At 72.2% G+C, this 17855-nt stretch carries 19 protein-coding genes; 10 read left to right on the forward strand and 9 right to left on the reverse strand.

The window, feature by feature from the left end:
* The first annotated feature begins 10 nt into the window (after positions 1 to 10).
* The 3 genes from SACTE_RS20865 to gdhA all read left to right on the forward strand — a co-directional run bounded on the left by SACTE_RS20865 (position 11) and on the right by gdhA (position 2583).
* Positions 11 to 694, forward strand: coding sequence for an ABC transporter ATP-binding protein (locus SACTE_RS20865; RefSeq protein ID WP_014047995.1), 684 nt, complete (start codon positions 11 to 13; stop codon positions 692 to 694).
* 118 nt (positions 695 to 812) lie between these two features.
* On the forward strand, positions 813 to 980 hold the full coding sequence (locus SACTE_RS34650) for a hypothetical protein (RefSeq protein WP_014047996.1): 168 nt from the start codon (positions 813 to 815) through the stop codon (positions 978 to 980).
* A gap of 226 nt (positions 981 to 1206) precedes the next feature.
* A complete protein-coding gene (gene gdhA / locus SACTE_RS20870; RefSeq protein ID WP_014047997.1) occupies positions 1207 to 2583 on the forward strand; it encodes an NADP-specific glutamate dehydrogenase in 1377 nt (458 codons plus the stop codon).
* Between the two features lie 58 nt (positions 2584 to 2641).
* On the opposite strand, the gene SACTE_RS20875 is transcribed toward gdhA, so the two are convergent.
* Positions 2642 to 3049 (reverse strand): YrdB family protein, encoded by a 408-nt coding sequence (locus SACTE_RS20875; protein WP_014047998.1) that lies wholly within the window; start codon positions 3047 to 3049, stop codon positions 2642 to 2644.
* Positions 3050 to 3224: 175 nt separating this feature from the next.
* Here SACTE_RS20875 and SACTE_RS20880 point away from each other — a divergent pair, with 175 nt between their 5' ends.
* On the forward strand, positions 3225 to 3584 hold the full coding sequence (locus tag SACTE_RS20880; protein ID WP_014047999.1) for a helix-turn-helix transcriptional regulator: 360 nt from the start codon (positions 3225 to 3227) through the stop codon (positions 3582 to 3584).
* 33 nt (positions 3585 to 3617) lie between these two features.
* Here the strand turns inward: SACTE_RS20880 and SACTE_RS20885 are convergent, their stop codons facing one another.
* From SACTE_RS20885 to SACTE_RS20895, 4 genes are all read right to left on the reverse strand, one after another.
* Positions 3618 to 4403, reverse strand: a complete 786-nt coding sequence (locus SACTE_RS20885) for a hypothetical protein (protein ID WP_014048000.1) — start codon at positions 4401 to 4403, stop codon at positions 3618 to 3620.
* 155 nt (positions 4404 to 4558) lie between these two features.
* Positions 4559 to 5272, reverse strand: a complete 714-nt coding sequence (gene msrA, locus SACTE_RS20890) for a peptide-methionine (S)-S-oxide reductase MsrA (protein WP_014048001.1) — start codon at positions 5270 to 5272, stop codon at positions 4559 to 4561.
* Positions 5273 to 5341: 69 nt separating this feature from the next.
* Complete coding sequence (locus tag SACTE_RS34655) at positions 5342 to 5491, reverse strand: hypothetical protein (RefSeq protein ID WP_014048002.1); 150 nt, start codon at positions 5489 to 5491, stop codon at positions 5342 to 5344.
* 47 nt (positions 5492 to 5538) lie between these two features.
* The gene (locus SACTE_RS20895) at positions 5539 to 6642 is read right to left on the reverse strand and encodes a hypothetical protein (protein ID WP_014048003.1); all 1104 of its coding nucleotides are present in this window, start codon (positions 6640 to 6642) and stop codon (positions 5539 to 5541) included.
* 80 nt (positions 6643 to 6722) lie between these two features.
* Here SACTE_RS20895 and SACTE_RS20900 point away from each other — a divergent pair, with 80 nt between their 5' ends.
* Positions 6723 to 7868: a cystathionine gamma-synthase gene (locus SACTE_RS20900; RefSeq protein ID WP_014048004.1), complete on the forward strand. Its 1146-nt coding sequence runs from the start codon at positions 6723 to 6725 to the stop codon at positions 7866 to 7868.
* Between the two features lie 87 nt (positions 7869 to 7955).
* On the opposite strand, the gene SACTE_RS20905 is transcribed toward SACTE_RS20900, so the two are convergent.
* On the reverse strand, positions 7956 to 8486 hold the full coding sequence (locus SACTE_RS20905) for a MarR family transcriptional regulator (protein ID WP_014048005.1): 531 nt from the start codon (positions 8484 to 8486) through the stop codon (positions 7956 to 7958).
* Positions 8487 to 8642: 156 nt separating this feature from the next.
* Here SACTE_RS20905 and ilvA point away from each other — a divergent pair, with 156 nt between their 5' ends.
* The 3 genes from ilvA (at position 8643) to SACTE_RS20920 (ending at position 11894) form a co-directional block, all read left to right on the forward strand.
* Positions 8643 to 9872, forward strand: a complete 1230-nt coding sequence (gene ilvA / locus SACTE_RS20910) for a threonine ammonia-lyase (RefSeq protein ID WP_014048006.1) — start codon at positions 8643 to 8645, stop codon at positions 9870 to 9872.
* 166 nt (positions 9873 to 10038) lie between these two features.
* The gene (locus SACTE_RS20915; RefSeq protein WP_014048007.1) at positions 10039 to 11043 is read left to right on the forward strand and encodes a daunorubicin resistance protein DrrA family ABC transporter ATP-binding protein; all 1005 of its coding nucleotides are present in this window, start codon (positions 10039 to 10041) and stop codon (positions 11041 to 11043) included.
* Complete coding sequence (locus SACTE_RS20920; protein ID WP_014048008.1) at positions 11040 to 11894, forward strand: ABC transporter permease; 855 nt, start codon at positions 11040 to 11042, stop codon at positions 11892 to 11894. Before SACTE_RS20915 ends, SACTE_RS20920 begins: the two co-directional genes overlap by 4 nt.
* Before the next feature lie 69 nt (positions 11895 to 11963).
* Here the strand turns inward: SACTE_RS20920 and greA are convergent, their stop codons facing one another.
* Positions 11964 to 12461, reverse strand: a complete 498-nt coding sequence (gene greA, locus SACTE_RS20925; RefSeq protein WP_014048009.1) for a transcription elongation factor GreA — start codon at positions 12459 to 12461, stop codon at positions 11964 to 11966.
* Between the two features lie 229 nt (positions 12462 to 12690).
* Positions 12691 to 13095, reverse strand: coding sequence for a DUF4307 domain-containing protein (locus SACTE_RS20930; RefSeq protein WP_014048010.1), 405 nt, complete (start codon positions 13093 to 13095; stop codon positions 12691 to 12693).
* A gap of 97 nt (positions 13096 to 13192) precedes the next feature.
* Here SACTE_RS20930 and mca point away from each other — a divergent pair, with 97 nt between their 5' ends.
* Both mca and SACTE_RS20940 read left to right on the forward strand, forming a co-directional pair.
* Positions 13193 to 14074 (forward strand): mycothiol conjugate amidase Mca, encoded by an 882-nt coding sequence (gene mca, locus SACTE_RS20935; RefSeq protein ID WP_014048011.1) that lies wholly within the window; start codon positions 13193 to 13195, stop codon positions 14072 to 14074.
* A gap of 1 nt (position 14075) precedes the next feature.
* The gene (locus tag SACTE_RS20940; RefSeq protein WP_014048012.1) at positions 14076 to 14312 is read left to right on the forward strand and encodes a hypothetical protein; all 237 of its coding nucleotides are present in this window, start codon (positions 14076 to 14078) and stop codon (positions 14310 to 14312) included.
* Positions 14313 to 14468: 156 nt separating this feature from the next.
* Here SACTE_RS20940 and SACTE_RS20945 read toward each other — a convergent pair whose 3' ends face one another.
* Positions 14469 to 17687, reverse strand: a complete 3219-nt coding sequence (locus SACTE_RS20945; protein WP_026359252.1) for a tetratricopeptide repeat protein — start codon at positions 17685 to 17687, stop codon at positions 14469 to 14471.
* Positions 17688 to 17855: the final 168 nt, after the last annotated feature.

The following is a 17855-nucleotide window of genomic DNA, read 5'->3' on the forward strand; positions in this document are numbered from 1 at the left end:
GAGTCCAGACGTGTACCAGCTCAAGGGCGTCACCAAGCGCTACATGCGCGGCAAGAACCCCGTCGACGCGCTCGCCGGCGTCGACCTGACCATCGAGGACGGCGGCCGGCTCGTCATCCAGGGCCCGACCGGAGGAGGCAAGTCCACCCTCCTGCAGATGCTCGGCGGGCTGGACCGGCCCACCTCCGGCACCGTCGAGCTCGACGGTGTCGACCTGGCCGAGCTCCCCGAGTCCCGGCTCACCAAGGTGCGGGCCGAGTCCATCGGAATCGTCTTCCAGGGCTTCAACCTCATCCCCACGCTCACCGCCCAGGAGAACGTCGAGACCGCCCTGGTCCCCCTCGGCCTCGGCGCCAAGGCCCGCCGTGAGCGGGCCGCGGAAGCCCTGGAGTCCGTCGGCCTCGGTGACCGGCCCACCCACCTGCCGAGCGAGATGTCCGGCGGCCAGCAGCAGCGCGTCGCCATCGCCCGGGCGCTGGTGAAGCGCCCCAAGGTGCTGCTCGCCGACGAGCCGACCGGCAACCTCGACGAGTCCATGCGCGACGAGATCATGGAACTGCTCGACGGGCTCTGGAAGGAGCACGGGCTGACGTTCGTGATGGTCACCCACGACAGCTCCCTCGCCCGCAAGGCGCCGCGGGTGGCGACCATCCGCAAGGGGAAGGTCACGGTCACGGAGAACGCGGCGGCCTGACCCCGGTCCCGGAACCGGGGTGTACCGGGCTGCACCCCGGTTCCGGGAGCGTCCCCCCTCGTGCCGCCCGGGCGTCACGGAAAGACTGGGTACCTCGAACCGACCACGGAGGAAACCCATGAAGGCCCTGCTCCGGCTCGTGCTCTGCGTCGCACTCGTCGCCAACGTCCTGCTCGACGTCATGGACGAGAGCGGGCTCCAGCTCGCCCTCAGCATCTGCGCGGGCGTGACCGTGATCGGCTCCGGCGCCGGCCTCTGGATGCTGCGCGGCCCGCGCGAGTCCTGACCGGACGCCTCCGCCGGACGGCCCGGCCGAGGCGGGGCGCGGCCAGTATGTGGATGCGGACGGAGATCTTCGCGGGGCACTGGGACAATTGGCCGGTGCAATGGTTCCGCACGTCTTCCGGAAGCAGCGTCGCTTCCGTGAGGCTCTCCTCCCGGAGGGGGACCGGCGGCGCCCCAGGGACGGGAGCGCCGCGCGCATGACGCCCACCCATGGAAGGTCTGATCAGATGCCGGCCAGCTCCGCACCTCTTCCCCCGCACTCCGAGAATCGCGTCATCGAGCCGCTGTACGCAGAGATTCTCCGGCGCAACCAGGGCGAGAGGGAGTTCCACCAGGCGGTCCGCGAGGTCCTCGAAACCCTCGGCCCGGTGCTGTCGCAGCGGCCCGAGTTCGTGGACGCCCGCATCATCGAGCGGATCTGCGAGCCCGAGCGCCAGCTCATCTTCCGGGTGCCGTGGTCGGACGACTCCGGCGACATCCACGTCAACCGGGGATTCCGCGTCGAGTTCTCCAGCTCGCTCGGCCCGTACAAGGGCGGACTGCGCTTCCACCCGTCCGTCAACCTCGGCATCGTCAAGTTCCTCGGCTTCGAGCAGATCTTCAAGAACGCCCTCACCGGCATGCCGATCGGCGGCGGCAAGGGCGGCGCGGACTTCGACCCCAAGGGCCGCTCGGACGCCGAGATCATGCGGTTCTGCCAGTCGTTCATGACCGAACTCCACCGCCACCTGGGCGAGTACACCGACGTGCCCGCCGGTGACATCGGTGTCGGCGGCCGCGAGATCGGCTACCTCTTCGGCCAGTACAAGCGCATCACCAACCGCTACGAGTCGGGCGTGCTCACCGGCAAGGGCCTCGGCTGGGGCGGCGCCCTGGTGCGGACCGAGGCCACCGGCTACGGCTGCGTCCTGTTCACCGCCGAGATGCTGCGCAGCCGCGGCGAGTCGCTGGACGGCCAGCGCATCGCCGTCTCCGGCTCCGGGAACGTGGCCATCTACGCGATCGAGAAGGCCCAGCAGCTCGGCGCGACCGTGGTGACCTGCTCCGACTCCGGCGGCTACGTCGTGGACGAGAAGGGCATCGACCTCGCCCTGCTCAAGGAGATCAAGGAGGAGGGCCGCGGCCGCATCTCCGAGTACGCCGAGCGGCGCGGCGCGCACGTGCGGTACGTCGAGGGCACGGGCGTCTGGAACGTCCCGGTGGACGTGGCGCTGCCCTGCGCCACGCAGAACGAACTGCACGAGGAGGACGCGCGCGCCCTCGTCCGCAACGGGGTGAAGGCGGTCGCCGAGGGCGCCAACATGCCGACCACCCCCGAGGCGGTCCGGGTCTTCCAGGAGGCCGGTGTCGCCTTCGCTCCCGGCAAGGCGGCCAACGCGGGCGGTGTGGCCACCAGCGCCCTGGAGATGCAGCAGAACGCCTCCCGGGACTCCTGGACCTTCGCCCACACCGAGGAGCGCCTGGCGGAGATCATGCGCCACATCCACGACTCCTGCTACACCACCGCCGAGCGCTACGGCAGCCCCGGCAACTACGTGGTGGGCGCCAACATCGCGGGCTTCGAGCTCGTCGCGGACGCGATGCTGGCCCAGGGCCTGATCTGACGTACGGGGCCGCCCGGCCGCCCCCGGGTGACCGGGCGGCCCCGCACGCCGTACGCCCTCAGGAGACGGGACCCCCGGATGCGGCCGGGCCCCGGAAGAACTCGGCGCAGGCCGTGTTCACCACCAGGACCACGGCGAGGACCACCGCCGCCACCGGATGCCCGACGCCGTACACGGCGGCCGCTCCGCCGCCCAGGACCAGGGCCTTCACCGCCAGTACCCCGGCCGGGGACCCCCGGAACCGGGCGCGGGGAGCAGCGAACAGCCCCCACAGGACCGCGGCCGCGGCCGGGGTCCCGATACCCAGCACCGCCGACACGAGCGCCCCGTCCACCGCGGTGAAGCCCCACCAGGCCAGTGCGCCGAGGACGCCCAGTTCCAGGACGAACGCGAGGACCTCGTTGGCGGCGAACCAGGGCCTGCCGTGCCAGGCGGTGAGCTGTCCGTGACCGTCGTCGGCCGTCATCCGTCGTACGCCCCCTTCCTCTTCGCCCCGCTCGATCAGGTGTGGGCGAAGAGTAGCGGGACTCCGCTCTCTCCGTACCCGCCCTGTGCCACACACGGTTCTGCGGACAGCAGATCAGCCCGGCGCGGAACGCCTCCCCCTCCCGCCGGGGGCTCCGCGCTCCTAGGCTGGGGTGATGAACAGCCGCCCCGCGCCGGACCGCGCCCCCGTCGTCCCGCTCCGTCCCCTCGCCCCCAGGCAGCCGCTGTGGCGGGACGTCGTCGGAGCTGTCCTGCGTGGTGAACGGCAGGCGCAGGGGCGGAGGTTGAAGGACGTGGCGGAGGTGGCGCGGATATCGGTGCCGTACCTCTCCGAGATCGAGCGGGGGCGCAAGGAAGCCTCCTCCGAGGTCCTCTCGGCGGCGGCCGGCGCGCTCGGTCTCGGCCTGGCCGACGTGCTGTCCCTGGCCCAGGACGAGCTGGTGCGCCACACCGTGGCCTCCCGGCCGGCTCCGGGCCGCACCGTCTCCAGGGCCCAGGTGCGGCTGGCCGCCTGACGCGGTGTGAGCGCGCCGGACGGCCGCCGCGCCCTACTTCACCGTGACCGCGTCACCGGTGGAGACGACCTTCATGGTCGTCGTCGTCCCGAGGAACGCCCAGCGCCAACTGCCCGAGGCCGTGGCCTTCACCGTCGCACGGAGGTTGCCCTTGCTGTCCGTGGTCGCCGTCCTGACCGTGTGGTAGGAGCCACCGGGCTTCTTGTACTGGAGCTTCACCACCTGCTTGGTGAAGCCGTGGTACTTGAGGTCCGTCCAGTTGGCCCGGGACAGCTTGCCGGTGACGGTGAGCGTGTGCCCCTTCTTCACCGGTTCGGGCGCCGCGTCCGTGGTGAGGGTCGCCGCGCGCTTCACCTTGAAGGTGGCGATGCGGTCGGAGATCCAGTAGTCACCGTCGTTGGCCTGCACGGTGGCGTTGACCTGCCAGGTGCCCGCGACCGCGTTGGCGTCCCAGCCCCTGTTCCCGCTTCCGTACGAGTCGATCCAGGTCGGGTCGATCTCCATCGTCGCGGTGCACCGGGAGGTGGTGCCGCTGCTCTTCTTGCACGTCGTGCCCAGATACGAGACCGGCCCGTGGCTGTTGGCCACGTTGAAGGCGGACACATAGGTGACCCGCTTCACCCCCGAGTTGTCCTTGATCGTCATGTCGATCGCGAACCGCTTCGGGCTCTTGACCCCGACGATCACGCTGCCGCCCTTGTTCACGACGGTCTTCGTCACGCGGACGTCCCCCCGCCCCTCGGCGTGTGCGGCCGGTGCCGTCACCGTCGCGGTGACCACCGCCCCCACGGCCGCGAGCGTCGCGATGCCTCTGCGCATGTCCCCACCCCTGTTCTGCCGCCCGCCCGTGTCGGGCGGAGGAACAGGGTAGCGATCACGCGCACGCCCGGGGTGCGGGGGTGGGGCACGCGGGCCCGGCTCGACGAAACGGCCCCCGGCCGGTGGCCGGGAGCCGTCGAGGAGCGCGCCGGGGCCTACTTCTCCGCAGCCTTGGGTGCCGGGGCGATGCCCGTCGGGCAGGCGCGGCCCCAGTTGGTCTCGGAGGGGGACTCCAGGGTGGCGCCCGTGCCGCCGATGCCGCAGTAGCCGTCCGGGTTCTTGTCCAGGTACTGCTGGTGGTAGGCCTCCGCCGGCCAGAAGGTGCGGCCCTCGGCCGGGAGGATCTCCGTGGTGATCTCGCCGAGGCCCGCGCCGGTCAGCACCTTCTGGAACGCCTCACGGGACGCCGCCGCGGCCTCCGCCTGCTCGGGGGAGTGGGTGTAGAGCGCCGAGCGGTACTGCGTACCGACGTCGTTGCCCTGGCGGAAGCCCTGGGTCGGGTTGTGCGACTCCCAGAAGAGCTTCAGCAGCTCCGCGTAGCTCACGACCGTCGGGTCGAAGACGACGCGGACCGCTTCGGTGTGGCCCGTCAGGCCCGAGCAGGTCTCCTCGTACGTCGGGTTCTCGGTGTATCCGCCCTGGTAGCCGACGAGAGTCGTCCAGACACCCTCGGTCTGCCAGAACTTGCGCTCGGCGCCCCAGAAACAGCCCAGCGCGAAGTCCGCGACCTCCAGGCCCTGCGGGTACGGGCCGGTCAGCGCGTTGCCGAGGACCGTGTGGCGGGACGGGACCGGGAACTCGGGGACGGGGCGGCCGCGCAGGGCCTCCTGCGGGGTGGGGAGCTGCGGGGTGCGGCGGGTCAGGAACATGCGGGGGGCTCCTCCGGGGATCGGGTTCGCCCTGTACAACACGGCCGGAGCCCCCGCTGTTCCGCCTTCTCAGGGGGCGGGGGACGGGGGATCGCGGCGGTCGCGGTCCGGGTCCTGGACGGACTCGTAGGAGTCCAGGTAGGCGCTCGTCTTCTTCCTGGTGCGCAGCCAGAAGAAGACGGCGAGGCCGATCAGGACGAGCGGGATCAGGCGGGCCATGGGGCGTCCTTCCGGTCGGAGGGCGGGGGCGGAAAGCGGGCCGGCTCTCAGCGCGGGAGGGTGGCCGGGTTGCCGCCGTTCGCCTCGTACCCGGCGACCGCCAGCGCGCGGTACACCGTGTATTCGGCGGCCGGGTCCGGGTTCTGCGTCCAGGGCAGCGCGCCCACGTGTCCGTCGATGTGGACCAGCTGGTGCATCGCCTCCGACCAGCGTTCCATCCGGACGAGGAAGAGGACCAGCAGGTGCCGGACATGGGCGAGCATCGGGTCGTCCGGCCGGGCCGCGTGCACCGCGAACAGGGCGCCCTCGACCGCCTTCGTCACCACGACGCCCCGGTAGAAGCCCTGCACCAGATTGACCTCGGGCAGGTGCTCGTACACCGCGAACAGCGGCAGCGCGGCGAGCAGCGAGCCCCGCGGGGCGCGGGCCGCGGCGGTGGTCGCGAAGCGTTCGGCCTCCTCGCGGGAGCCGTGCCACTTCTCGCACCAGAAGTGCAGGGCGGCGATGTGCGCGCCCATGTGCGCGGGCGCCCGGTCGATGATCTTCGCCCAGAGCTGGTCGAACTGCTCGTGGGAGTAGCCCAGTCCGCGCGCCACGGCCAGCTCCACGAGGTACGGGATCGGGTCGCCCGGTGCCAGCAGCGCCGCGTCACCGGCGACGGCACGGGCCTCCTCCAGGATCACCCGGAAGTCGTCCGTGCCCACCGTGCCCGTACGCCACGCCTGCTGGACCAGGAACTCCGCGTGCACGGCGGCGGCGCCGGCGTCCTTGGGGGCCTCGGCCCGCCAGTTGCGCAGCCAGGCGCCGCCCTCGCCGGGCCGCTGGGCCAGTTCGAGCGAGGCCGCTCCGGCGAACGCCTGCACCCGCTGCCAGCGGGTCTCGCCCTCCTTGGGTGTGGCGGCGAGCAGTTGGGAGGCGGCCCGCCAGTTCTGGGTGCCCTGCACGACGTCGAGGACGTCGAGGAGGTCCTGGTCGGGTCCGGGCATCCGGACGTCCAGCTCCTCCTGGCGCGCGAAACCGTAGGTGTCGGGGTCCGCGGCGTCCGGCGAGCCGGGCGCGACCTGGCGGATGCCGCCGCGACGGCGGAGCACGAGCGGGCCGACGACGGCGACGAGCATGCACAGCGCGAGCAGGAACCACAGAATCTCCATGCGGTCCATTGTCCCCGGACGGGTAACCGTACGGCGCAGTGGCCCGGAAGTGCCCTCGGGACGAACTACGCTCGGTTCCCATGAGCGACCAGCACAGCTTCGAGACCCTCGCGATCCACGCCGGAAACACGGCGGATCCCCTCACCGGCGCCGTGGTCCCGCCGATCTACCAGGTGTCCACGTACAAGCAGGACGGTGTCGGCGGGCTGCGGGGCGGCTACGAGTACAGCCGCAGCGCCAACCCCACCCGCACCGCACTGGAGGAGAACCTGGCGGCCCTGGAAGGCGGCCGTCGCGGCCTCGCCTTCGCCTCCGGCCTCGCCGCCGAGGACTGCCTCCTGCGGACGCTGCTCGCGCCCGGTGACCACGTCGTCATCCCGAACGACGCCTACGGCGGCACGTTCCGGCTGTTCGCGAAGGTCGCCTCGCGCTGGGGCGTGGAGTTCTCGGTGGCCGACACCTCGGACGTCGACGCGGTGCGCGCGGCGATCACCCCCCGCACCAAGGCGGTCTGGGTGGAGACCCCGTCCAACCCGCTGCTCGGCATCACCGACATCGCGGCCGTCGCGGGTGTGGCCCGGCAGGCGGGCGTGCGGCTCGTCGTCGACAACACCTTCGCCAGCCCCTACCTCCAGCAGCCGCTCGCGCTCGGCGCGGACGTCGTGGTGCACTCCACCACCAAGTACATGGGCGGGCACTCGGACGTGGTCGGCGGTGCGCTGGTCACCGACGACCCCCAGCTCGCCGATGAACTGGTGTACCACCAGAACGCGATGGGCGCCGTCGCCGGGCCGTTCGACGCGTGGCTGGTGCTGCGCGGCATCAAGACGCTGGCGGTGCGCATGGACCGCCACGACGAGAACGCCACCAAGGTGGCCGACCTGCTGACCCGGCACCCCAAGGTGAGCCAGGTCCTCTACCCGGGTCTGCCGGAGCACCCGGGGCACGAGGTCGCCGCCAAGCAGATGAAGGCGTTCGGCGGGATGGTGTCCTTCCGCGTCGCGGGCGGCGAGGAGGCGGCGGTCGAGGTCTGCAACCGGGCGAAGCTGTTCACGCTCGGTGAGTCCCTCGGCGGTGTGGAGTCGCTGATCGAGCACCCGGGCCGGATGACGCACGCGTCCACCGCCGGTTCCCTGCTGGAGGTGCCGGCCGACCTGGTCCGGCTGTCCGTCGGCATCGAGAACGCCGACGACCTGCTGGCCGACCTCACCCAGGCGCTCGGCTGAGTGACGTGCGGACGCCCGGCGGCCGAGGGGACTCCCCGGCCGCCGGGCGTCCGTGTCACCCCGGGCCGTCGCCCCGGGGTTTCGCCGTCAGCCCTCCTGCGGCTGCTGGTGCGCGGCCGCGCGGGCGGCCAGGGAGGCGTTGAAGCGGGTCAGCAGCGCGCAGAAGGTGTCGCGCTCCTCCTCGCTCCAGTCGTCGGTCACCCGGGACATCAGCTCACGGCGCGAGGTACGGACCTCCTCCAGGCGCGTCTGGCCGCGCGGAGACAGCTGCAGGACGACCGCCCGGCCGTCCTCCGGGTGCGAGGTCCGCTTGACGAGGCCGGTGTCGACGAGCGGCGCCACCTGCCGGGTCACGGTCGACGAGTCGATGCCCATACCGGCGGCCAAGGCCTTGACCCCCATCGGGCCTTCCTTGTCGAGGCGGTTGAGCAGCAGGTAGGCGGCCCGGTCCATCGAGTTGCGGACCTGGCCGACACCGCCGAGGCGGGTCTGCTCGGCACGGCGGGCGAAGACGGCCACCTGGTGCTGGAGAGCGTCGAGGAGGTGGTCCGCCCCCGGGTCTCCGGGGGCGCTGCCCCCGGTGGGGGACGCGGCAGTCGACATGTCCTGAGGGGGCATGGCCGGGAGCTCTCTTCGTGCGGTGTCGGATGGGTGGGGGACAGAGTACGCGGCCCCGGGGCAACGTGTACCAGCGCTGCACAAACCTGTGGACACCACCGCAGCCCGCCATGAGACACGACGGCCCGGACGGCCTCGAACTGCAAGACTTGCGGTATGACCTTCCGTACGTCGGCCCCCGTCCCGCCCCTGATCCTCGACGACGTCCGGGGGGCGCAGAAAATGCTCTCCGGGGTGGTGAAGACGACCGGGATGGCGGGCAGCCGCCACCTTTCGTCCCTGGTCGGCGCGCCGGTCCACCTCAAGTGCGAGAACCTCCAGCGCACCGGTTCGTTCAAACTGCGCGGCGCCTACGTACGGATCGCGGGCCTCAGCCCCGTGGAACGGGCCGCCGGGGTGGTGGCCGCGAGTGCCGGGAACCATGCGCAGGGTGTGGCACTGGCCTCCTCGCTCCTCGGCGTACGCTCCACCGTCTTCATGCCGGTCGGCGCCCCGCTGCCCAAGGTGGCGGCGACCCGTGAGTACGGCGCCGAGGTGCGGCTGCACGGCCAGGTCGTCGACGAGACGCTGGCCGCCGCGCAGGAGCACGCGGAGCGGACCGGGGCCGTCTTCATCCACCCCTTCGACCACCCGGACATCATCGCGGGGCAGGGCACCGTCGGGCTGGAGATCCTGGAGCAGTGCCCGGAGGTCCGCACCATCGTCGTGGGCGTCGGCGGAGGCGGGCTCGTCGCGGGCATCGCGGTGGCGGTGAAGGCCCTGCGCCCCGACGTGAGGATCGTGGGGGTGCAGGCCGCGGGCGCCGCCGGCTATCCGCCGTCGCTGGCCGCCGGGCACCCGGTGGCGCTGGACTCGGTGCAGACGATGGCCGACGGCATCAAGGTCGGCCGCCCCGGTGACATCCCCTTCGGCCTGGTCCGGGAGCTGGTCGACGAGGTCCGCACGGTGACCGAGGACGAGCTCTCCAGCGCGCTGCTGCTCTGCCTGGAACGCGCCAAGATGGTCGTCGAGCCGGCCGGGGCCAGCCCGGTCGCCGCCCTCCTGAGCGACCCCGGGGCCTTCCACGGCCCTGTCGTGGCCGTGCTGTCCGGCGGCAACGTGGACCCGCTGCTGACGCAGCGCATCCTGACCCACGGCATGGCCGTGGGCGGCCGCTACCTGAGCCTGCGGCTCCGCCTCACCGACCGCCCCGGGGCGCTCGCCGCACTGCTCTCCACGCTGTCCCTGGCGGACGCCAACGTGCTCGACGTGAGCCATGTACGCACCGACCCGCGGCTCGGGCTGACCGAGGCGGAGGTGGAACTCCACCTGGAGACCCAGGGCCGGGACCACTGCGTGGAGGTCGCCGAGGCGCTGCGGGAGGCGGGGTACCGGGTGATGGGCTGACCACGCGTGTCGGGCCGGCAGCGGCCGGGTACCGAGAACCCGTTGTGGGTCGCGATGTATCGCGATACTGTGCCATCGCCGAACACTCCGGTGTTCCCGGCGCACGGGGGCCGGGAACTCTACGATCCCTTTCGGAAGTCACCTGAACGCAACGGGGGAATCCCACATGCCAGGCGCCATTTACGCCGAAGGCCTGGTCAAGACCTTCGGCGATGTACGTGCACTGGACGGCGTCGACCTCGACGTACCCGAAGGCACCGTCCTGGGCCTCCTGGGCCCGAACGGTGCCGGTAAGACGACCGCCGTACGCGTCCTGACGACCCTGCTCCGGCCCGACAGCGGGCAGGCCGTCGTGGCGGGTGTCGACGTGCTGAAGTACCCCAACGAGGTACGCCGCTCGATCGGCCTCTCGGGCCAGTTCGCGGCCGTCGACGAATACCTCACCGGCCGCGAGAACCTGCGGATGGTCGGGCAGCTCTACCAGATGAGCGGGCGCGACGCGAAGAAGCGGGCCGACCAGCTGCTGGAGCGGTTCAACCTCGCCGACGCGGCCGACCGCACCGCGAAGACGTACTCCGGGGGCATGCGCCGCCGCCTCGACCTGGCGGCGGCGCTCGTCGTCTCCCCGCCGGTCATGTTCATGGACGAGCCCACCACCGGTCTCGACCCCCGCAACCGGCAGCAGCTCTGGGAGGTCATCCAGGACCTCGTCGCCGGCGGCACGACGCTGCTGCTGACCACGCAGTACCTGGAGGAGGCCGACCACCTGGCCCACGACATCTGCGTGATCGACCACGGCAAGGTCATCGCCCGCGGCACCTCCGACCAGCTCAAGGCCCGCACGGGCGGCGAGCGCGTCGAGGTCGTCGTCCACCAGAGCGACCAGATCGAGCCCGCACGCTCGGTGCTCGCCGCCTACGGCAAGGGCGAGATCGCCGTCTCCCCGCACACCCGCAAGCTGACCGTCCCGGTCACCGGCGGGGCCAAGCTGCTCGCGGAGGTCATCCGCGACCTCGACACCCGCGGCGTGGAGATCGACGACATCGGGCTGCGCCGGCCCACCCTCGACGACGTCTTCATCTCGCTCACCGGGCACGCCGCCGAGCAGGCGAAGGCCGACGAGGCCGGACCGACCGAGGCCGACCGGGGCCGTAAGGAGTCAGAGCGGTGACCACCACCCCCACATCCGAATTCGCCCCGAGGGCGCGGCGGGGAGCGATCGCGCAGTCGGTCGTGGACTCCCTGGTCGTCGCCCGGAGGAACCTGATCCGCATGATCAGGATTCCCGAGATGGTGATCTTCGGCCTGATCCAGCCGATCATGTTCGTGGTGCTGTTCACCTACGTCTTCGGCGGCTCCATCAAGGTCGGCGGCACCATCTCGCCCCAGGCCTACCGCGAGTTCCTGATGGCCGGCATCTTCGCCCAGACCGTCACCTTCGCCACCGCCGGGGCCGGGGCGGGCATCGCCGACGACATGCACAAGGGGCTGATCGACCGCTTCAGGTCCCTGCCCATGGCCCGGGGCGCCGTCCTCACCGGACGTACGCTCGCCGACCTCGTGCAGACCGCCCTCACGCTCGTGGTGCTCGCGGGTGTCGCGCTCATCGTCGGCTGGCGGACCCACGAGAACATCGGCAAGGTGCTGCTCGGCTTCCTGCTGCTGCTCCTGCTCGGCTACGCGTTCTCCTGGATCGGCGCCCTGATCGGCCTGATCGTGCGGACGCCCGAGGCCGCCACGTCCGGCGGGCTGATCTGGCTCTTCCCGCTGACGTTCATCTCGAACGCCTTCGTGGACGCCAACCAGATGCCGGCGTTCCTGCGGCACATCGCCGAGTGGAACCCCTTCAGCGCCACCGTGCAGGCCTGCCGTGAGCTGTTCGGCAACCTGCCGCCGGGCTTCGTCACCCCGGACGCCTGGCCGATGCGGCACCCGATCCTCGCGTCGGTGATCTGGTCGGTCGTCATCCTCGTGGTCTTCCGGACCCTCGCGGTCCGCAAGTACCGCTCGGCGACCGCCTGAGCACCGGCCCGCGACCGCGAGAAGCCCCGGCCGCACCCGGCCGGGGCTCCTCGATGAGGTGGGTGGGGGTCAGCCCGTGTACGGCTTCGCCGTGAGGATCTTCACCGTCGCCTTCTTGCCGTTCGGCAGCTCGTACTCCGCTTCCTCACCCATCCGCTTGCCGTTCACGCCCGTGCCGAGCGGGGACTGCGGGGAGTAGGTCTCGATGTCGCCGGTCGCGTATTCGCGGGAGGCGAGCAGGAAGGTGAGCGTGTCGTCCGGGTCGCCGTCGAAGGCGATCGTGACGACCATGCCGGGCTCGACCACGCCGTCGTCGGCCGGCGGCTCGCCGACCTTCGCGTGTTCCAGGAGCTGGGTGAGCTGTCGCACCCGGAGCTCCATCTTGCCCTGCTCCTCCTTGGCTGCGTGGTACCCGCCGTTCTCGCGGAGGTCACCCTCCTCGCGGGCCGCCGCGATCTTGACGGAGATCTCCGTGCGCGCGGGACCAGACAGGTACTCCAGCTCGGCCTTGAGCTGGTTGTACGCCTCCTGCGTGAGCCAGGTGACGTTATCGCTGGTCTGGGTCACAGGGTGCTCCTCGTCGGTACTGGGAATACAAAGCATCGCCCTACCCCAAGCATGTGCTGCCACGGGTGGGCGAAACCACGAGCCTAACAATTCCCCGCGAAAAGGGGGAGAAGGTAAACCGTCACACGCCGTCGGCGTGGGTACGCGCCCCCGCGCACGGCCTGGGCACGGTGTGCGCCGCGGGTCGTCCCGCGCGCGTCGGACGCCCCGGGGCGTCGCGCGTGACGGGTCAGCCGCTGACGCCGCAGGACATCAGCTCGACCGCGGTCGCCCTGGACGTCGTGCGCATCGAGACGACGGTGTCGATCCGGTCGGAGCCCGCGTCGAGCCGGACCTCCTTGCGGCCCACCTCGCCGCCGTCCTCGCTCAGGGCGCGGACCGTGCAGTGCGCCACGACGTCCCGCTCCTTGCGGACCTCCACGTGCGCGTCGGCCCGCTCGTCGGAGACCACCTTGGACTTGATGATCTCCGCGCTCACGTCCTGGCCGGCGACGTAGGCGTACCCGAACCAGCCGATCACGGCGAGGAGAACGGCACCGAGCACCGCCCCGACGATCTTCAGCGTGCGGTCGGCGCGTTGATCCCGCGACCGGCCGTAGCGCCCGTCGGGCAAGGCCTCGCGCACCGCTGCCATGATCGTTCCTCCGGTACCGGGAATCGAGGAATTTTCCACCCCCTGGTTCAGTCACTATAGAAGCCGACCATTGCGACCAATCACCGAGGACCGAGTCTTGACCCAGCAGCTGAGACTGATGGCCGTTCACGCCCACCCCGACGACGAGTCGAGCAAGGGCGCGGCCACCATGGCCAAGTACGTGTCCGAGGGGGTGGACGTCCTGGTCGTCACCTGCACGGGCGGCGAACGCGGCTCCATCCTCAACCCGAAGCTCCAGGGGGACGCGTACATCGAGGAGCACATCCACGAGGTGCGCAAGAAGGAGATGGACGAGGCCCGGGAGATCCTGGGCGTCAAGCAGGAGTGGCTCGGCTTCGTCGACTCGGGGCTGCCGGAGGGCGACCCGCTGCCGCCGCTGCCCGAGGGCTGCTTCGCCCTGGAGGACGACGAGACGGCGGCGGGGCGGCTCGTGGCGAAGATCCGCGCGTTCCGGCCGCAGGTGATCACCACGTACGACGAGAACGGCGGCTACCCGCACCCCGACCACATCAAGACGCACACCATCTCGATGATCGCCTTCGAGGCCGCCGCGGACACCGAGCGGTTCCCCGAGGCGGAGTTCGGGCCGGCCTGGCAGCCGCAGAAGCTCTACTACAACCAGGGCTTCAACCGGCCGCGCACCGTCGCCCTCCACGAGGCGCTGCTCGCCCGTGGACTGGAGTCCCCGTACGGCGACTGGCTGGAGCGCTGGAAGGAGTTCGGGCGCGCCGAGCGCACGCTGACCACGCACGTCCCGTGCGACGACTTCTTCGAGATCCGGGACAAGGCGCTGATCGCGCACGCCACGCAGATCGACCCGGACGGCGGCTGGTTCCGGGTCCCGATGGACGTCCAGCGGGAGGTCTGGCCGACCGAGGAGTACGAGCTCGCGAAGTCTCTGGTCGCCACATCCCTCCCCGAGAGCGACCTCTTCGCGGGCATCCGCGACAATGCCTGATATGTACGCGACCCAGGCACTGACGCACCTCGTCCCGCTCGCCGCCGACGAGCTCGACAAGAACAAGGTCACCCCCGGCGTCCTCGGCTTCCTCGTCTTCGCGGCACTGGCCGTGGGGGTGTGGTTCCTGATGAAGTCGATGAACCGCCACATGGGCAAGGTCGACTTCGAGGAGGCACCGGACCCCGCGGCGGCCGACGAGAAGGCGCCGGAGGAGACCGGGGCGCGGGGCAAGTAGCCGTCCGTCCGCGCCGGGGGCACGCGGGCCCTGCCCCCGAGCGCCGCACGGCCGAGGGCGACCCCGTGACGTGGACGCGCGCTTCCCCCGGCAGGGGGCGCGCCTTCGCCGCGTACGGGGGCTCTCACGCCGGCCCTCGCGCGCCCGACGGGCGGGCTACGGCCGCGCCCCCACCGGTACACCCATGACCTCGCGGGCCCGACGCGACGGGGTCAGCCCGAGGCGCCAGGCCTGCCAGCCGTCGTCCAGGTCCACACCCCGGTCCAGGACCACCCGCAGCGCCTCGGCGCAGTCGGTCAGCTTGGCGTCCCGCATCGCGTGGCCGGCGCCGGCCAGGTCCGCGAGCTCCTGCTGGGCGACCGCCGTCCCCACCTCGCTGCCGCCCGGCGACGCGTACGGCAGCAGCGTGCACCGCAGGAAGCGGGCCCAGTCGCCGCCCCGCGCGTCCCCGTACGAGCCGAACAGGACGACCGCCTCGTCGCACAGCTCCAGGGCCTGGGCGGTGCGGTTGTTGCCGCCGTCGATCAGGGCCAGCTCCAGGCAGGCCCAGGCCTCCCCGTGGGCCACCCCGATCCGCCGGAAGTCGGCCCGGGCGTCCACCAGAAGCTGCCGGGCGAAGCCGGAGTTGCGCAGGTTGCCGGTCTGCGCGGCGCGCTGGTCGCGGGTCGCCCGCCCCGAGTGGTGCCGGGCGCAGGCCAGCCCGTACACGTCCCGCATCCGGGAGAACATCGTGCGCGAGCGCTCCAGCTCGCGGATGGCCTGGTCGGTGTCGCCGTCCTCCTCCAGGGCCTGGCCCAGGTAGTACCGGGTCCAGGCCTCGCCCCGGGCGTCCTCGTTGGCCCGGTGCCGGGCCAGCGCCTCGCGCAGCTGCTCCACGGCGGGAGCCGCGTCGCCCTCCAGCAGCCGGGCCCGGGCCAGCTGGGTCAGGGCCCAGGCCTCGCCGCGTTCGTCCCGGGTGCGGCCATAGAGGTCCAGGGCGGTGGACAGCTCCTCCTGGGCGCGCGGCACCTCACCCAGGCGCAGGCAGACCTGGCCGAGCTGGAAATGCGTCCATGCCTCGCCGTGCAGCGACTCGCCCTCCCGGTGCAGGACGAGCGCGGTGTCGAGCAGGGTCAGTGCCTCGGCGAGGTTGGCCCGGTCGCGTTCCACGGCGGCCAGCGCGTGCAGCGACCAGGCCCGGTCCTCGGCCTGGTCGTCGGAGGCCTGGAGACCGATGGCCTCCCGCAGCCGCGCCGACGCCTCGGCGAGGTTGCCCTGGTGGTGCAGGGTGATGCCGAGCGAGCAGAGCGCCAGGGCCGCCCCCGCGTCGTTCTCGGCCTCCCGGTAGAGGCCGACGACGGAGGAGAGCGTGGTGCGGGCCTTGTCCAGCTCACCGAGCTGCCGGGCCGCGATGCCCGTACGCCACTGCACGGAACGCTCCAGCAGCCCGCGGTCGACGGCCTGCGTCAGCTCGCTGATCTCGCCGAGCCGGTAGAGGTCACCGCGCAGCAGGCAGTAGTCGCACAGGGCGCCCAGCAGATGCAGCACGGTGGCCTGGTCGACGCCCTCCGCATGCCGCAGGGCCGCGGTGATGAAGCTCGACTCGTCGTCCAGCCAGCGCAGCGCCGCGTCCAGCGAGCTGAAGCCGTGCGAGCCGAACTGTCCGGCCCGGGTGGACATCTTGCCGTCCACCATGCGGATCACCGCGTCGGCGAGCTCCGCGTAGTTCTGGACGAGGCGCTGCTGGGCCGCGGCGCGTTCCTCGGCGCTCTCCTCGTCGAGGAGGCGGGCCAGGGCGAAGTCCCGTACGAGGTCGTGCAACCGGTAGCGCGAGCTCCGCACATGCGTCAGCAGCCCCGCCCGTGCCAGGTCCTCCAGCAGCCGCCCGGCCTCCTGCTCCCCGGCGCCCAGCAGGGACGCCGCGGCCGCCGCCCCCAGACTGGCGCGCCCGGCCAGGGCGAGCCGCCGCAGCAGCCGCCGGGCCTGTTCGCCCTGGTCGGTGTAGCGCAGCCACAGGGCCCGGTCGACGGGCGCGACCGGCCCGTACGCCCCGAGGGACGCGGCGAGTTCCGCCCGGGTACGGGCGCCGAGCGCGGAGCCCGCGACGCGCAGGGCGAGGGGCAGGCCGCCGCACAGCTCCACCACGGCGTCCGTGGAGGGGTAGTCGTACGGTCCCTGCTCGGCGTCTTCGGCGGACTCCCGGAGCAACTCCTCGGCGCCGGCCGCGTCCAGACCGGCGACGGGCATCTGGTGCACCCGGGCCGGTACGTCGGACGGCAGCTCGAGCGGTTCACGGGCGGTGACCAGGACCAGGCTGTCGGAGCGCTCCGGGACGAGCGTCGCGACCTGCGCGGCGTCGGTGGCATCGTCCAGGACGACCACGACGGGGGTGCCCGTCAGATGCTGGTGGTACAGCGCGCTCAGGCGCCGTACCTGCTGCTCCGCCGAGGACTGCTCCCGGAACAGCAGCTGCTCCCGGGGCGCGCCCAGCCGGTTGAGCAGGTGCAGCAGCGCGTCCCGGGTGGGCAGCGGTGCCTCCCCGGCCACCTGCCCCCGCAGGTCCACCACACAGGCCCCCCGGAACTGGTCCCGCAGCGCGTGGGCCGCCCGTACGGCGAGCGCGGTGCGCCCGGAACCGGGCGGCCCGTGCAGGACGACCACGGTCGGCCGGGTCTCCGTCGCGGCCCGGGCCGCGTGCACCCAGCGGGCGATCTGCGCCATCTCGGTCCGGCGCCCCGCGAACGGGCCCTCGGCGGCGGGCAGATGGCCGAAGGACTGGGCCAGCAGTGAACGGGTGCGGGCCGCCGCGCTGCGGTCCTGGCCGCGTAGCTGCGGCACCACGGAGGAGGACGCCTTCTTCGGGGTGCGGGTGGCGGCGGTCAGCATGCGCTGCTGGTCGAGGAAGGGGCGGATGCCCCGTACCTCCAGTGCCGTCAGCCACTGCAGCCGCAGCTGTTCCGGGCCTCCGGGCTGGCTCAGCGCACCGGCCCTGCGGTGGGCGGCGGGCCAGTGCGACGCGGTCACCCGGGCGACGGTCGCGGTGGTGCCCGCGACGGCCACCACCGCGCCCGCGCCGAAGGCGAGGCCGGTCTCCGTGCCGAACGCCAGGTCCGCACCGAAGGCGGCGGCCGCGGCAACCCCGGTCACCAGCAGCGGGGTTGCCAGGGACGCCTTGCTGAAGCGGTGCGCCAGCGGCTGCTGCCCGGCCTGCGCCGCGTCGAGCGCCCGCGTGTACGCGGCGTACTCCTCGGCGGCGCCCGCCGCCATCGTGTCGAGCGCGCCCCGCGCACGCGCCAGCAGCGCGTCGGCGTCCGTCCGTCCGCCGGTACGCCGCGCCTCTTCCTCCACGGCCCGCACCAACAGCCGTTCGGCGTCGGCCCGATGGCTGTCCCGCATGGTCATGCATCCCCCTCGTTGGCGCCCGCCGGCCGGTCGCGGCCGGACCCGTCGTATGGACGACCCAGTCTCCAGGGTCCGGCGCCCGGGCGACAGGGAGTCTGCGAGACTGCGCGCCGACAGTCGTACGGATGCGGAGCGCAGGAACACGAACGACCGCGGGAACGG

The sequence above is a fragment of the Streptomyces sp. SirexAA-E genome, assembly GCF_000177195.2.
GTDB lineage: Bacteria > Actinomycetota > Actinomycetes > Streptomycetales > Streptomycetaceae > Streptomyces > Streptomyces flavovirens.